The 15,986-nt window shown below is 51.7% G+C and carries 17 protein-coding genes; all 17 read right to left on the bottom strand.

Features of this window, described 5'->3' with window-relative positions:
- Positions 1 to 82: 82 nt before the first annotated feature.
- On the bottom strand, positions 83 to 703 hold the full coding sequence (locus PAECUDRAFT_RS02740) for a ribonuclease HII (protein WP_006036566.1): 621 nt from the start codon (positions 701 to 703) through the stop codon (positions 83 to 85).
- A 38-nt stretch (positions 704 to 741) separates the two neighbouring features.
- On the bottom strand, positions 742 to 1,614 hold the full coding sequence (gene ylqF / locus PAECUDRAFT_RS02735) for a ribosome biogenesis GTPase YlqF (RefSeq protein WP_006036565.1): 873 nt from the start codon (positions 1,612 to 1,614) through the stop codon (positions 742 to 744).
- A 70-nt stretch (positions 1,615 to 1,684) separates the two neighbouring features.
- Positions 1,685 to 2,338, bottom strand: coding sequence for a signal peptidase I (lepB, locus tag PAECUDRAFT_RS02730; protein WP_040711383.1), 654 nt, complete (start codon positions 2,336 to 2,338; stop codon positions 1,685 to 1,687).
- A gap of 156 nt (positions 2,339 to 2,494) precedes the next feature.
- A complete protein-coding gene (gene rplS, locus PAECUDRAFT_RS02725) occupies positions 2,495 to 2,836 on the bottom strand; it encodes a 50S ribosomal protein L19 (RefSeq protein ID WP_006036563.1) in 342 nt (113 codons plus the stop codon).
- Positions 2,837 to 2,991: 155 nt separating this feature from the next.
- On the bottom strand, positions 2,992 to 3,756 hold the full coding sequence (gene trmD / locus PAECUDRAFT_RS02720; protein WP_006036562.1) for a tRNA (guanosine(37)-N1)-methyltransferase TrmD: 765 nt from the start codon (positions 3,754 to 3,756) through the stop codon (positions 2,992 to 2,994).
- Positions 3,757 to 3,761: 5 nt separating this feature from the next.
- A complete protein-coding gene (gene rimM / locus PAECUDRAFT_RS02715) occupies positions 3,762 to 4,292 on the bottom strand; it encodes a ribosome maturation factor RimM (protein ID WP_006036561.1) in 531 nt (176 codons plus the stop codon).
- Between the two features lie 123 nt (positions 4,293 to 4,415).
- Entirely contained in the window at positions 4,416 to 4,649 is a 234-nt protein-coding gene (locus PAECUDRAFT_RS02710) for a KH domain-containing protein (protein ID WP_006036560.1), read from the bottom strand.
- A 24-nt stretch (positions 4,650 to 4,673) separates the two neighbouring features.
- The gene (gene rpsP / locus PAECUDRAFT_RS02705; protein WP_006036559.1) at positions 4,674 to 4,946 is read right to left on the bottom strand and encodes a 30S ribosomal protein S16; all 273 of its coding nucleotides are present in this window, start codon (positions 4,944 to 4,946) and stop codon (positions 4,674 to 4,676) included.
- Positions 4,947 to 5,006: 60 nt separating this feature from the next.
- Entirely contained in the window at positions 5,007 to 6,392 is a 1,386-nt protein-coding gene (gene ffh, locus PAECUDRAFT_RS02700; protein ID WP_040711095.1) for a signal recognition particle protein, read from the bottom strand.
- 19 nt (positions 6,393 to 6,411) lie between these two features.
- Entirely contained in the window at positions 6,412 to 6,789 is a 378-nt protein-coding gene (gene ylxM / locus PAECUDRAFT_RS02695) for a YlxM family DNA-binding protein (RefSeq protein WP_006036557.1), read from the bottom strand.
- Positions 6,790 to 6,921: 132 nt separating this feature from the next.
- Positions 6,922 to 7,917 (bottom strand): signal recognition particle-docking protein FtsY, encoded by a 996-nt coding sequence (gene ftsY / locus PAECUDRAFT_RS02690; RefSeq protein ID WP_006036556.1) that lies wholly within the window; start codon positions 7,915 to 7,917, stop codon positions 6,922 to 6,924.
- Positions 7,918 to 7,963: 46 nt separating this feature from the next.
- On the bottom strand, positions 7,964 to 11,554 hold the full coding sequence (smc, locus tag PAECUDRAFT_RS02685; protein ID WP_006036555.1) for a chromosome segregation protein SMC: 3,591 nt from the start codon (positions 11,552 to 11,554) through the stop codon (positions 7,964 to 7,966).
- Between the two features lie 224 nt (positions 11,555 to 11,778).
- Entirely contained in the window at positions 11,779 to 12,477 is a 699-nt protein-coding gene (rnc, locus tag PAECUDRAFT_RS02680; protein WP_006036554.1) for a ribonuclease III, read from the bottom strand.
- Positions 12,467 to 13,705 carry a beta-ketoacyl-ACP synthase II gene (gene fabF / locus PAECUDRAFT_RS02675; RefSeq protein WP_006036553.1) on the bottom strand — a complete coding sequence of 413 codons (1,239 nt, stop codon included), beginning with the start codon at positions 13,703 to 13,705 and terminating at the stop codon, positions 12,467 to 12,469. The genes rnc and fabF overlap by 11 nt, the downstream gene beginning before the upstream one ends.
- A gap of 193 nt (positions 13,706 to 13,898) precedes the next feature.
- A complete protein-coding gene (gene acpP / locus PAECUDRAFT_RS02670; protein ID WP_006036552.1) occupies positions 13,899 to 14,132 on the bottom strand; it encodes an acyl carrier protein in 234 nt (77 codons plus the stop codon).
- 94 nt (positions 14,133 to 14,226) lie between these two features.
- Complete coding sequence (gene fabG / locus PAECUDRAFT_RS02665) at positions 14,227 to 14,976, bottom strand: 3-oxoacyl-[acyl-carrier-protein] reductase (RefSeq protein ID WP_006036551.1); 750 nt, start codon at positions 14,974 to 14,976, stop codon at positions 14,227 to 14,229.
- A 48-nt stretch (positions 14,977 to 15,024) separates the two neighbouring features.
- Positions 15,025 to 15,960, bottom strand: coding sequence for an ACP S-malonyltransferase (fabD, locus tag PAECUDRAFT_RS02660; protein WP_006036550.1), 936 nt, complete (start codon positions 15,958 to 15,960; stop codon positions 15,025 to 15,027).
- Positions 15,961 to 15,986 lie beyond the last annotated feature (26 nt).

The raw sequence follows: 15,986 nt of genomic DNA, 5'->3' as shown, positions 1-15,986 counted from the left end.
AACCGTTCATGTGGCTGCACCGCATGCGCAGCTGCTCAAATGAACGGTTTACGAATTCTTCATATCCATATTTAACGAACGGCTAGAACAACATTTGCTGCTGCTCCATTTGCGCCATGATGTTTCCCAGAAACGATTTCCGATGCAGCGGTGTCGGTCCGAGCTCGAGCAGCTTCTCTCGATGCAGCTTCGTCGCATATCCTTTATGTATGGCGATTCCATAGCCTGGATACAGGCTCTCCCACTCTGTCGTACATAATCGATCGCGGGTTACCTTCGCAAGGATCGATGCGGCTGCAATCGATTGGCTAGTCGCATCTCCTTTTATAATCGCCTGCTGCGGAAGGTCAAGATCAATCTTCTCGGCATCGACTAATAAATGATCAGGATCAACGCCGAGCGTCTGCACGGCTTGCTTCATCGCTAAACGTGAAGCCTGCTTAATATTGATTCGATCGATTTCGTCGGAATCAATTCGTGCAATTGACCAATAGAGCGCGTGCTCGATGATGATATCATACAGCTCATTTCGCTTTTTCTCGGACAGCTTCTTGGAGTCGTTGACGCCATCCAGCACGAGCCCGGGCGGCAAAATGACGGCAGCGGCTACGACATCACCGAACAAGCAGCCTCGCCCTACCTCGTCGATACCCGCGATGTTGCTGCAGCCCTGCTCCCAAAGCAGCTTTTCGTATTCCAGCATTCCCCATTCTCCCATGCGTTGCCTTTAGTTTGTGAGGCTTAATAAGTCGAAGCGGATTCCAATGTTAGCCGCCCGAGCTTTCCTGCACGCATCTCGCGCAAAATAATGCCCGAAGACTTCTCCAAATCAACGTTGCCGCCGCTAATGAGACAACCGCGCTTACGCCCGATCGCTTCCATGATGCGAACAACTTCGCTGGAATCCTCCAGATCAGTAGGGCGCTCTACATCAATACCGAATCGGTCCACCAGCGTGTCCCAATAACGGCTAATCAGTTCACGAGTTGCGAAGAACGCAATATCCTCGATATTAAGAATCTGCTCGCGAATCGCGCCTGTCATCGCCAAGCGATAGCCTACGATGGGGTCCTCGAATTTGGGCCACAAAATACCCGGAGTATCCAGGAGCTCCATTTCCGTGCCTACCTTAATCCACTGTTGGCCTTTGGTAACGCCTGGACGATCGCCCGTTATCGCAATATTACGGCCAGCAAGGCGATTAATCAGCGTCGATTTGCCCACATTCGGGATACCGACAATGAGTGCACGAACCGCGCGCGGATTAATGCCTTTGGACAATTGCTTCGCAATTTTTTCATGCAGCAGCTTTTTTGCCAGGCCGGGAATCTCTCCTACCCGAGTACCCGTCGATGCATCAACCGCAATACATTCATGTCCTTCATATTTGAACCGCTCGATCCACGCTTCGGTTTCTCTTGGATCAGCAAGATCGCTTTTCCCTAACACAATCATCCGCGGCTTGTTAAGCAAAATCTCATCAACCATCGGATTGCGGCTCGAAAGCGGTATCCGTGCGTCGAGAAGCTCGACCGCAATATCAATCAGCTTCAATTTATCTTGAATCTGTCTCCGGGCTCTTGTCATATGTCCGGGGAACCACTGAATCGTCATTCCATCACCTCATTGCTAACATGCCTCGTCAACGTCTACCGGAGCAGACATTCACGAGGCATGTCGTTGCTTATTTATGTCCGATTACTCTAACCTTGTTCAGCGGCCAGAATATGACATCACTGCGTCCAATCACGTTGTCCATGTCAACAAAGCCGATCATCCGGCTGTCCTTGCTGTTCGGGCGATTATCGCCAAGAACGAAAATATGGCCTTCCGGTACGACAGACTCTGTAAACCGTTCATTCGGATAGTTCGGAGTCATCGCGCTGTTGTTATAAAGCTCGCCTTTGGCATGCGCCTGAGCGATCGGCTCCTTCAAGTACGTTTCGTCAACCTTCTGATCATTCACATACAAGTCGTCGCCCTCGTATCGAATTTTATCGCCTGGCACGCCGATAACGCGCTTAATAAAATTACGATTCTCTTCAGGAACAAAGAATACAACAACTTCACCATGCTTTGGCTCACGGAATTTATAAAGCACTTTATTAACGATAACGCGCTCGCCTGTTTCGAAGTTAGGCTGCATCGAAGGCCCGTCCACGATAAATGGCATAAATAACAGCCAGCGAATGATCAAAACGAGGATAACGGCGATCCCGATTGCTTTTACCCACTCCGTAATTTCTTTCGTTGCACCGCTGCGCTTTGCCGGCTTGTGGTCTGCAGGCGAATTGCTCACCGGCTGCTTGTCCACATCGGAATCTGTAGCATGATTCATATTTTCCTGGTCGTTCGTACGATTATGCTCCATATTATCACCCGCTTCTCATCATACTGTCTTTGCCCTGACAGGGGGGACTTGTGCTTGGACGAACGATCGTTATTGGAATGCGAAAAGGGGCTTGTCTGTGGCAAGCCCCTCTCAACCATCCGATTAACGGATTTCTTTAATTCTTGCTGCTTTACCGCGCAGTTCGCGCAAGTAGTAGAGCTTCGCACGACGAACTTTACCACGGCGAGCCACGTCGATTTTATCAATCTTAGGCGAGTTAACCGGGAACGTTCTTTCCACGCCAACGCCGTAAGAAATTTTACGAACCGTGAACGTTTCGCTAATGCCGCCACCGCGACGCTTGATGACAACGCCTTCGAAGAGCTGAATCCGCTCGCGCGAGCCCTCGATGACTTTTACGTACACCTTCAGCGTGTCGCCTGGACGGAAGCTAGGAATGTCTTTGCGCAGTTGTTCTTGCGTAATCGCTTGTACAATATTCATCTTGTAATCACTCCTTCCCCAACAGACGTTCTTATGAGCTCGCTGATCAATCGATCGACCAGGTCATGGCTAATAGCGGACCGTCCGACTTTCACACAACATCGTCAATTTTATCATACGATAGGCCAAAACACAATGCTATGCGAGCATTTTTCTTACTCAGAATCGGAAGATCCTGCCGTATTCGACTCCTGCTCTGCTATAGCTTGAAGCCAGGCCTTTTCTTTGGGCGTCAACGCAACACGATCCAGCAACTCAGGCCTTCTCCGCAATGTTCGAAGCAACGACTGCTCGCGTCTCCATGCATCAATTCGCGCATGATTGCCCGAAATCAGTACTTCAGGCACTTCCCAATCGCGAAAAACAGCGGGTCTCGTATAATGCGGGTATTCAAGCAGTCCCGTGCTGAACGAATCGGTTACCGCAGACGTCTCATTGCCTAGCACGCCTGGCAGCAGACGAACGATGCTATCAATAGCAACCATCGCAGGCAGCTCCCCGCCTGTTAGCACGTAATCCCCGATTGACAGCTCATCTGTGACCAAATGCTCGCGAATCCGCTCATCATAGCCTTCATAATGGCCGCACACGAAGATCAAGTGCTTCTCCTGCGACAGCTCCTCTGCTTTGCGCTGCGTAAACGTCTCGCCTTGCGGACATAGTAAAATGATGCGAGGCCGAGGTCCCTCATGCGGCACCAAATGTTCAACCGCTGCGAACATTGGCTCAGGCTTAAGCACCATCCCGCCGCCGCCGCCATAAGGATAGTCATCAACCGTACTATGCTTATTGGTCGAAAACTGCCTGAAGTTCGTCGCCTTAAGCGATACAATCCCTTTATCCCGTGCTTTCCCCAGAATGCTGGCGCCAAACACGCCGTCGAACATTTCAGGGAAAAGCGTTAGCACATCAATTTGCATAGTGGTTAGATCAATCCTTCGATCAGATGAACCGTAATTTTTTTGCTGTCGACATCAACGTCTACAAGCACATCGTCGATGACTGGAATTAAGATTTCTTTCGGTCTGCCATTGGCGCCCTTGCCTTTGACAACCCACACGTCATTCGCTCCAGGCGACAATATCTCCGTTACTGTACCCAGCTCTTCGCCCGCATCGGTGATGACAACGCAGCCGATAATTTCATGGTAATAATATTCATCCTCATCCAGATCGATCAGGTCTTGCTCTGAGACCTTAAGAATCCACCCTTTATATTTCTCGACGTCGTTTATATTGTCATAGCCCTTTAATTTCAAAACATACACATTTTTTTGCGAACGCGAACTCACCACTTCTACGTCCAGACGCCCGTTTTTACCTTCCTCGAACAAGGTCAGCTTGCTGCCCGGAGCAAAGCGAACATCTGGAAAATCCGTCTGCGGCCAAATTTTAACTTCCCCGCGAATGCCATGCGTATTCACAAGCTTGCCAACAGTAAACCATTTTTCTGCCATCTCTATTCCGCCTTTCCCGCAATCCTAACAACTTGCGATCGTTCAATCCGTTCAATGGTCCTTATTATTATGTATCGAAAAAGGGCTAGGACATTCATCCTAACCCTCGGTGTCGTACGCTATTCAAGAATCGATGTCAATGGTCACTCTTCGACCGGTCTTAACCGCAGCAGACGATACGACAGTTCGCAGCGCCTTCGCTATGCGGCCTTGCTTGCCGATGACTTTACCGACATCGGAAGGATGAACAGACAAGCTGAATGCAAGATTCCCTCGTCCGTCTTCCTTCTCACTGACGCGAACGTCATTCGGATGATCCACTAAAGCCTTTGCTATGACAAGAACTAAATCTTTCATCTAAAGGCCCTCCGCTATCAACAGTTATTTCTGTTGCTTAAGCTCATGGAACTTCTTGAGGACGCCTGCTTTGGAAAGCAGGTTGCGAACCGTATCAGAAGCTTGTGCACCGGTTTGCAGCCATTTCAGCGCTTTCTCTTCATCGATGTTCACTTGCGCCGGTTGAGCAACCGGATTGTACGTGCCGATTTCTTCGATGAAGCGGCCGTCACGCGGGGAACGGGAATCGGATACGACTACGCGATAGAAAGGAGCTTTGTGAGCACCCATACGTTTCAGACGAATACGAACTGCCATTATTCATTCACCTCCTTACAAGAATCAACTTCGTTGTATTGCATAGCAATTCAGGGTTGCTTAGCCGAATGGCGGGAATTTCATGCCTTTTCCTTTACCCATAAGACCCTTCAAGCCTTTCAGGCCGCCTTTAGGACCTTTCGGCCCCATCATGCCTGAGAACTGCTTCATCATTTTGCGCATCTCATCGAACTGCTTGATGAGACGGTTAACGTCAGCGATCTGCGTACCGCTGCCTGCTGCTATCCGTCTGCGGCGGCTATAGTTGAGAAGATCAGGATTGCGTTTCTCGTCCGTCGTCATCGAGCGTACAATCGCTTCGACGCGGCCGATCTGCTTGTCGTCAACCTTCATATCCTTCAAGCCCTTGACTTTGTTCATGCCTGGGAGCATGTCGAGCAGTTGGTCCAATGGACCTAGCTTACGAACCTGCTCCATCTGATCGAGGAAATCTTCGAACGTGAATTCTGCATTGCGCATTTTCCGTTCCATCTCAGCCGCTTTATCAGCATCGATATTGGACTGTGCTTTCTCAATAAGGGAAAGCATGTCGCCCATTCCGAGTATCCGAGAAGCCATCCGCTCAGGATGGAAAGCCTCCAATGGCTCGATTTTCTCGCCAGTTGCAACGAATTTAATCGGGCATCCGGTGACTGCTTTGACGGACAACGCTGCACCGCCACGCGTATCGCCGTCCAGCTTCGTCAGCACAACGCCCGTTAGCTCCAGCTGCTCATGGAAGCTCTGTGCGACGTTGACCGCTTCTTGACCTGTCATCGCATCGACAACGAGCAAGACCTCGTCTGGCTCGACTACCGCATGAATTTGTTTGATCTCATCCATAAGCGCTTCATCGATTTGCAGGCGCCCTGCCGTATCGACGATTACATAATCAAAGCTGTTCGCTTTGGCATGCTGTAAGCCTTGGCGAGCGATCTCGACTGGCGATACGTCGTTTCCGAGCGTAAACACTTGCGCGCCAATCTGTTCGCCGAGCACTTGCAGCTGCTTGATTGCTGCAGGACGATAAATATCGCCTGCAATAAGCAATGGCTTATGATTGTTCTTCATGAGCATTTTAGCAAGCTTTGCAGTCGTCGTCGTCTTACCTGCACCTTGGAGACCAGCCATCAAAATGACGGTTGGCGGCTTGCTTGCCTTGGCAATCTGCGTCGCTGAACCGCCCATGAGCTCAATGAGCTCTTTGTGCACGATGTCAACGACGACCATGCCTGGCGTGAAGCTCTTCTGAACCTCAATGCCAACGGCCTGCTCTTTCACCTTGGCGACAAAATCTTTGACGACCTTGAAGTTTACGTCCGCTTCCAGCAGGGCTAGCCGGACTTCACGCATCGCTTCGTTAACATCGTCCTCCGACAGCTTTCCTTTGCCCCGCAATTTGCCGAACACATTCTGCAGCCTGCTCGTCAAACCTTCAAACGCCATGATGAATCACCCGCTTTCACTATTTAATCCTTGTTTGTTCCGCTTCGCGAAGCAATTCCGCTATGCCAAGCAGCTCCGATTTATATTGGCTATCATCTGGCAACGCTTCGACGCACGCCTCTAGCCCATCCATCGCACGACGCAATGACTCGTGTCGAGTTAAGAGGCCCAGCTTGGCTTCATAGCTCTCGAGCACCGTCTGTGCACGTTTAATATGTTCATAGACCGCTTGGCGGCTAATGCCGAAGTCAGCCGCAATCTCGCCAAGCGAGAAATCTTCGATAAAGTAATGCATGAGAAACGTCCGTTGCTTATCCGTCAGTAACGGCTCGTAAAAGTCAAACAGCAGGTTGATGCGATTCGTCTTATCGAGCGCATCCGGTCCACCGCTGGTCACGGGCACGTCTCCTTCCGTCAAGTCAAACACCTTGACACTGTATCAACTTTCCTTATGGTACAGGATACGATAGCTGGTGTCAAGCTTTTGTCCTTGTCAGGGCAAAAATAACTCATTCTCCATCAATAGATGCTATGCTTGCTCTTCCTCATCCTTTTTCTGAATGAGCCCCGCGAATAGCGCATGAACGAATTGATCGGAATCAAATTGCTGAAGATCGTCCATTTTTTCGCCCAGTCCGACGAGTTTAACCGGCAGATTCAATTCATTGCGGATGGCAATGATAATGCCGCCTTTAGCCGTACCGTCAAGCTTCGTGAGCACGAGACCGGTTACGCCGCTCTTCTCACCGAACAGCTTCGCTTGGCTAAGCGCATTTTGCCCCGTCGTTGCGTCCAACACGAGCAGAACCTCATGCGGCGCCGTCGGAACCTCACGCTGGATGACGCGGAAAATTTTATTCAGCTCATCCATCAAGTTCGTTTTGTTTTGCAGACGTCCCGCCGTATCGCAGAGCAGCACATCAACGCTGCGTTGTTTTGCCGCCTGTACCGCATCATACATAACCGCTGCTGGATCTGCGCCTGCGCTTTGCTTAATGACGTCTACGCCGACGCGTTGTCCCCAAACCTCGAGCTGCTCGATCGCGCCGGCACGGAACGTATCGCCTGCCGCAAGCAGCACGCTTTTGCCCTCTGACTTAAACTTGTGCGCCAGCTTGCCAATCGTTGTCGTTTTGCCGACACCGTTGACGCCAACGAACAAAATAACCGTCATTCCGCTCTCTGCCATATGCAGCTCAGGATCGTCAACGCCCTTCAAAATCTCGACCAGCTTCTCCGAAAGCACAGGCTGGAGATCGGATGCGTCCTCGATTTTCCTCGCTTTTACTTCCGCGCGCAAATCGTCAATCAACTGCATGACCGTGTTTACGCCTACGTCTGCACCGATCAAAATCTCTTCCAGTTCCTCGAAGAATGCCTCATCGATCTTTTTGCGCCGCGTGATCAGCTCTTCAACCTTCTCGACGATCGCAGTGCGGGTTTTCGCAAGACCATCCTTGAATATATTCGTAACTGCTTCCGTTTTGGAAGCGATCGTTTCTTTCAATCGTTTAAAAAAGCTCATATCATGCCGTCCCTTTCCACATCCGAGTCTATTCTATGTCTATGCGCTAAGCCGAAGCGACTTCCTCATCAGCGAAATCCTCGTCTTCCAAACGAACGGATACAAGCTTGGAAACGCCGCCTTCCTCCATCGTTACGCCATACAGCACATCTGCTTCTTCCATCGTGCCCTTCCGGTGAGTAACGACGATAAACTGCGTCAAGTGCGAGAACTCGCGCAAATATTGTGCAAAACGAGCGACGTTTGCTTCATCCAATGCGGCTTCAACCTCGTCAAGCACGCAGAATGGCACAGGCTTGACCTGCAAAATGGCAAACAATAACGCAATCGCGGTAAGCGCGCGCTCGCCGCCCGACAGCAGCTGCAAGTTTTGAAGCTTCTTACCAGGTGGCTGAGCTACGATATCGATGCCCGTATCCAGAATACGATCTGGCTCTGCCAAAATCAAATCCGCTCGGCCTCCGCCGAACAGCTTCGCAAAAACGACAACAAAATGGGTACGAATCGCCTCGAACGTCACGCGGAAACGTTTCGACATCTCATCGTCCATCTCACGTATGACTTGATAGAGCGTCGTCTTCGCATCAATGAGGTCGTTGCGCTGCGTATCCAAAAACTCATACCGTTCCTTCACGCGCTGGTATTCCTCGATCGCCCCGAGATTGACATCGCCTAATGATGCAATTTGGCGCTTCAAGTCGCGAACCGCTTGCTGTGCAGCCGGAACGTCCTCAGGCACTGGATATCGTTCTTTGGCAAGCTCATAGCTGAGCTCGTACTCTTCACTAAGCTTACGAAGAAGATTGTCCAATTCGACATCCAAGCGATTCACCGCGATTTCGGTTTGGCGCATTTTATCCTCGGTCTCTCGGAGCATGTTCCGCTGCTCTTTCGTCTCGCTTTCGCCATCCTCGAGGCCTCTGACCATTTGGGCCCGCTCGGCACGCATGAAGTCGGTCCGTTCCGCACAGCCATCCTTCTTGAGCCTCAGATCATTCAACTGCTCGATTTGTCCGATCGATTCCTCTGCGTGACGATCCTCGTCTTCCTTCAGTTGGGCTTGGATGCCCCGCATCGCCGACAACTCTTGCTTCGCGCGATTGATATCGACCCGAATCCTTGCAGCTTGATCCTCTAACGAGAACTTCTCCTGCTCGGTCTTCGCCGCTAATATCTTCAAATCCGTCAGCTGCCCTTGCAGCTCTTCACGTGCGGATTCGGACGCTTTACGCCGTACCTCAGCCTCTTGAATAAGCTGCTGCAGCTGCGCTTCGCGAGCTGTCAGTTCAACTAATCTCGCACGCGCAGCTTCTGATGCCGCTGCCAAATCCCCCTGCTCGGTCAATTGTCCCGTGCGATCCGCATGATGAAGCTCCAGTTGCTCTTGAAGCTGCGCCAGCTGTTTGTCGATCTGCTGCAGTTCCGATTTCAGATGCTGCTCCTCAATCCGATAGCGCTCGCCCTGCGCGCGCAGCTCTTCGATATCTTGGCCGCGTATTGATTGCTCCTTGCGCAGGTCGGACAGCTGCAATCGCAGCTTCTCTACTTGCTGCTCCGATTGTTTAATTTCCTCGTCCATCTGCTCGATTTGCCGTTGGCGACCAAGCAAGCTAGCGCCTTTCTTCTGCAAGCTGCCGCCCGTCATGGAGCCGCCTGCGTTCACAATATCGCCTTCAAGCGTAACGACCCGGTAGCGATATTGGCATTTGGAAGCGATTCGATTCGCTTGCTCCAGCGTCTCTGCTATAAGCACATTGCCTAGCAAATTGGCAACAATCGATTCGTATTTGCGCTCGCAGGATACGAGGTCTGCTGCTACGCCTACGAACCCTTCTACAGAAGAGGCATGCCGGCGGTCAGCCTCGGGCACATTCCGTCCACGAATAACGTCAAGCGGCAAGAACGTGGCTCTGCCAAGCTGACGCTGCTTCAGGAAAGCAATCGCCGTACGAGCGGACGCCTCATTCTCCATGACAACGTGCTGAAGGGCCCCGCTTAACGCGGTCTCAACTGCCATCTCAATCCGTTCAGGAACACGCATGAGCTCCGCTACCGCGCCATGCACGCCGCTTAAGCCGCCTTGGGGCTTCCGCGCTGCTTTAAGCACCTCTCGTACCCCGTGCATAAAGCCATCGAGCGCATCCTGCATTTCCTTCATCGTATCTCGACGAGCTACGAGCGCATCCAGCCGCTGCTCCCATTTACGCACCGTCTGCTGCGTCTCCTCAAGGAGCTTGCTCGAGGATTGTGACCGTTGATTCTCTTCCATATAGCGAGTCTTGGCTTTGTTAAGCGATTCAAGCGTCGATTCCAAACGCTCGGATAGCTCTACCCGTCTAGCGCTTAGCTCCTCTTGCTGCTGCGACCACTTCGTCTCTTCATCGCCTAGCCGATCCATCTTCCGCTTCACAGCTTCCTGCTGCTGCTCGCAGTAACGAATTTCATTGCGTGCTTGGGACATTGCGCTCAAAACTTCAAGCAGTTCCGTCTTCAGCGTCTCTTCTGCCTCTTGGCCGGAGGCGCCTACAGCGCCAATGAGCTGCTCTTCCTCTTGGACAAGCTGTTCTCGAAGGCGAGCTGTTTGCTCTTCCAAGACTGCCACTTTCGCACGATAATCGGCTTCTTCTTTCATTAGCGAAACGATACGCTCATCCAAAGAAGTGACCGACTCTTCCAACTGACGTTTATTTTGCTCAAGGTTTCGCTTCCGTTCCTTCAGAACTTCACCGAAACCCTCGCATTTCTCATAATCCTCGCTTAGCTGAAGCATCGATTCATGCAACTGATCGAGCTCTGTCTCAATTTCCCGCAGCCGCTGGCGATCCTTCTCTAGCAAAGCATCATGTTTGCTTACAACGGATGCATGCGTCAGCCGCACCTTCTCCAGGTCACCCAGCTTGGCCGTCGCTTCGTTCCACGACGTATGTACGGTCTCAATTTGATGCACATACATGGAAATCTCTTGCGTTTGCAACTGTTCGCGCAACGATTTGTAACGAATCGCTTTCTCGGATTGTGCGCGCAAAGGCTCAACCTGATCTTCGAGCTCAGAAACCAAGTCATGAATACGCAGCAGGTTTTGCTCCGTCTCGTCCAGCTTGCGCTGCGCCTCGCGTTTACGCGACTTGAATTTCACGATACCGGATGCCTCTTCAAAAATGCCTCGGCGGTCTTCGGAACGCGTACTTAATATTTCTTCGATCCGGCCCTGCCCGATAATCGAATACGCTTCTTTCCCGATCCCGGTGTCCATGAACAGCTCGGTAATGTCCTTAAGCCGGCATGGCTGTTTATTAATCATATATTCGCTATCGCCGCTGCGATGAACACGCCTTGTCACCGTAACCTCATCGTACTCAAGAGGGAGCGCGTTATCGCCGTTATCCAGCGTTAACGAAACTTCTCCGAAATTCACAGCTTTACGCGCGTCACTACCGGCGAATATGATATCTTCCATTTTACCGCCGCGCAAGCTCTTCGCGCTTTGTTCGCCCAGCACCCACCGGATGCTGTCCGATATGTTGCTCTTTCCGCTGCCGTTGGGCCCTACGACGGCTGTTATGCCGCGTACGAACTCCATTTCTGTCTTGTCGGCAAACGACTTAAACCCAGCTAATTCAATCCGTTTCAGGAACATGTTCTCCCGTTCACCTCACCGACTATTGTACCATATTGCAGAAGAAAGGTCAGGACTATACATCCGCATAACCGTCCATCAAAAAACCGCTCCTCTATATCCACATGGACTAGGGAGCGGTGTTCCGCAGTTGGTCGCATAGCCGCTTTACAAGAGGAAAGGTACCCATACGCGAAGCGCCGCGGCAGCATAGGTTATGCTGCCGCGGCGCCTCCATCATCGCTCTAGTTGTCCTGTTCAAGCTTCAAGCAAGCTGCTTCAGCAGAACGCTGTTCCGCTTCCTTCTTCGTCCGACCGACTCCGATACCATATGGCTGGTCGCCAATCCGGACTTCAACGACAAATTCACGATCATGCGCAGGCCCGCGCTCCTCTGCGATCCGATATTCCACGGTACCAAGCGTACCGTGCTGCGCTTTTTCTTGCAGCTTCGACTTGAAGTCTTTCACTAGCAAGGAACCATTCTCCTCGATCTGAGGAAAAATACGCTCGGTCAAAAAGAGTCGCACACGGTCCAGGCCTTGATCCAAATATACAGCGCCTACGAAAGCTTCGAACAAATCGGCTAGCAATGCCGGACGATGCCGTCCTCCCAGCTGTTCCTCGCCCCGCCCTAGAAGCACGCACGCCCCGAGCCCGAGCAGATCGGCAAAGCGCGCAAGCGATGGCTCGCAAACAATCGACGCGCGCATGCGAGTAAGCTCGCCCTCAGGACGATTCGGATAGGTTAGGAATAGATGCTCGGAAACCAGTAACTGAAGTACAGCATCGCCAAGAAATTCTAAACGTTCATTATCCTCGATCGGCTTGCCTCTATGTTCATTCACATATGACGTGTGCGTAAAGGCCTGCCTCAGCAGCCGCGGTTGCCGAAAACGAATCAGCAGCCGCTGCTGTAACTGGTCAAGCGCATCATGCCTCATACGCTCTCATCACGATCGTCGCATTGTGACCGCCGAATCCAAACGAGTTGGAAAGAGCTGTACGAACCGACGCTTTACGCGGTTTGTTCGGCACGTAATCGAGATCGCACTCCGGATCCTGATTATCGAGGTTGATCGTCGGTGCGATGATGCCATTTTGGATCGTCAATCCGAGGATAACAGCTTCAACGCCGCCTGCTGCGCCGAGCAGATGGCCTGTCATCGACTTCGTTGAGCTAATAGCAACCTTGTAAGCATGATCGCCCATAGCTTTTTTCACAGCTAATGTTTCGGAACGGTCGCCCACTGGCGTCGATGTACCATGTGCATTAATATAATCGATCTCTTCAGGCGCAATGCCAGCATCCTTCAATGCACGCGTCATACAACGCGCTGCACCGTCTGGATCAGGCTCAGTCATATGGTGAGCGTCGCCGCTCATGCCATAGCCAATAACTTCTGCATAAATGTGCGCACCGCGCTTCAGCGCGTGCTCTAGCGACTCAAGCACCAATACGCCTGAGCCTTCGCCCATAACGAAACCGTCACGGTCTACGTCAAACGGACGGCTAGCTTTCTCTGGCTCGTCGTTCCGCACGCTCATCGCGCGCATGGCGCAAAATCCTGCCATCCCCGTCGGTCTGATCGTCGCTTCGGCACCACCGCATAACATCACATCGGCATCTCCGCGTTGAATCATTTTGTACGAGTCGCCAATGGAATGGGTGCCTGTTGCACATGCCGTTACAGCTGTGCTGTTCGGACCTTTTGCACCTGTTGCCATCGACACTTGGCCGGACGCCATATTCGCGATCATCATCGGAATGAAGAATGGGCTAACCCGCTTCGGCCCTTTCTCCAGCAAAATATTATGTTGATCTTCCCATGTGCCCAAACCGCCAATGCCTGATCCAATCATAACGCCAACGCGCTCTGGATCTGCATTCGTACCAATCTCAAGCTTTGCATCCTCAACCGCTTTCTTCGTAGCCGCTACGGCAAGTTGGACGAAACGATCCATCTTGCGAGCTTCTTTGCGATCTGCAAACAATTCCGGGTTGAACCCTTTGATCTCGGCAGCGATACGTGTCGGATACTCGGATACGTCAAACGCTTCGATCACCGAAACACCGGATTTGCCTTCCATCAAATTACCCCAAAACTGATCCAGATCGGAGCCGAGCGAGGTCATGACCCCCATGCCTGTGACAACAACTCTCTGTTTCATTCAGTTCACCTCTACGGACAGCAATATGAATGGTATGCGCTACCATCAAAAGCTTTATATGTAACGAAGGCATCAGCCTTCGTTTTCCTTGCCTAATCTACGGCTGTAACATTGCACGATTCGCCGCACATTACAATCAGAAAACCGTTAATGATGGAGAGAAGTCCCGTTGCAATAACGGGACTTACGTTCCTTACGTATGAGATTGTATGTAGTTTACTACTTCTCCCACAGTGGTGATTTTCTCTGCATCTTCATCAGAGATTTCCAAGTCAAACTCGTCTTCAAGCTCCATGACCAACTCGACTACGTCGAGAGAGTCAGCGCCGAGGTCATCCTTGAAGTTCGCTTCAAGCGTAACTTCAGCTTCTTCTGCGCCGAGGCGGTCAACGACGATGCGTTTGACACGATCCAATACTTCGGACATCCGGTTCACCTCCTCCATGGTATTATACGAGAATTGCAGACAAAATACCAGAGTAACCGTTTCATTTTGCACGGAACCACCCTAGTATAGCACCTTACATGTACATGCCGCCGTCGATATGAATCGTCTGTCCCGTCATGTACGATGCAGCGTCAGATGCAAGGAAGCGCACAGCATTCGCAATATCGTTCGGTTGCCCGAGGCGCGCTAGCGGAATTTGGCCGACATGATGCGCCTTCGCCTCATCCGACAGCTTGTCCGTCATATCGGTCTCAATAAACCCTGGCGCGATGCAGTTAACCGTAATACCGCGTGACGCAAGCTCGCGAGCTGCTGACTTCGTCAAGCCCATAACGCCTGCCTTCGCCGCAACGTAGTTCGCTTGCCCAGGGTTGCCAAGAGAGCCGACAACCGAAGAAATATTAATAATGCGGCCAGCGCGCTGCTTCATCATTTGGCGAGTCACAGCTTTAATGCCGTTGAACACGCCTTTCAGATTCGTTTCGATCACTTGATCGAACTCCTCTTCTTTCATGCGCATGATTAAATTATCTCTAGTAATGCCAGCGTTATTCACCAAAATATCAAGCTTGCCGAATTGTTCAATCGTGCTCTTAACGATGCCGTCGAACTCATCAAACTTCCCTACATTGCCTTGCACAAGGATTGCTTGTCGGCCAAGTGCCTTAATAGCATCAGCCGTCTCTTGCGCAGCAGCCTCGCTGCCCGCATAGTTAACAGCCACATCTGCGCCTGCTTCAGCCAGCGCGATTGCAATTGCGCGACCCAGGCCGCGCGATGCGCCTGTAACGAGTGCGGTTTGTCCTTCCAAACTTGCGTACATCGTATGCCCCCTATCTTACGTCGTTATGTGACTAGTTTAAACAAATCGTTAGCCAGCAGGCGTAACAACGGCCTGAAGCGTTTCGACGCTGTTTACAGGGATAATGGTAACGCTGCGGTCAACCTTCTTAATCAACCCTGCCAACACGTTCCCGGATCCGATTTCAACGAAGGTCGTGACTCCCAGGTCGATCAGCTTCCGAATCGTATCTTCCCATAAAACCGGCGAATAAACTTGCTCGACCAGCAGCTCTCGAATCGAACTAGCCGCCGATACAGGCTCTGCCGTCACGTTAGCAATGACAGGGATTGCCGCATCATGGAACGATACGCCCTCCAAAACGCCAGCCAACCGCTCAGCAGCCGGTTTCATGAGCGAGGAGTGGAACGGTCCGCTAACCTCAAGAGGGATTACCCGCTTAGCGCCTGCTTCCTTCCCGCGCTCGACAACGCCTTGTACGCCTGCAGCTGTGCCTGAAACGACAATTTGGCCCGGGCAATTGACATTCGCTAATTCGACAGCGCCAACCTCAGCGGTAACGGCTTTACACAGCTGTGCCAACGCTTCGCGCTCTGCGCCAAGAACAGCAGCCATCGCGCCATTGCCGCTAGGTACAGCTTGCTCCATAAACTCGCCTCGCGAACGTACCGTACGCACAGCATCTGCAAATGACAGTACGCCCGACGCAACGAGCGCGCTATACTCGCCGAGGCTATGCCCTGCTACGTAATCCGGCGTTAGCCCACGATCCTTAAGCGCCTCAAGCAACGCCACGCTTACAGTGAGAAGCGCAGGCTGCGTATTGGCGGTTTGCTTAAGGGAATCGTCCGGGCCGTTAAAAATAATGTCGCTCAGCGAAAAGCCGAGCGCCTCGTCCGCTTGTTCGAAGATTTTGCGCGATTCCTCAAACGTTTGAAAAGCATCGTGCCCCATGCCGACCGCTTGCGCGCCTTGGCCTGGGAATACAAATGCTGTTTTCGTCATTGACTTCGGCCTCCTTGTTTTCGCTG

The organism is Paenibacillus curdlanolyticus YK9, assembly GCF_000179615.1.
Taxonomy (GTDB): domain Bacteria; phylum Bacillota; class Bacilli; order Paenibacillales; family Paenibacillaceae; genus Paenibacillus_T; species Paenibacillus_T curdlanolyticus.
This window is presented reverse-complemented; position numbering and strand designations above follow the sequence as displayed.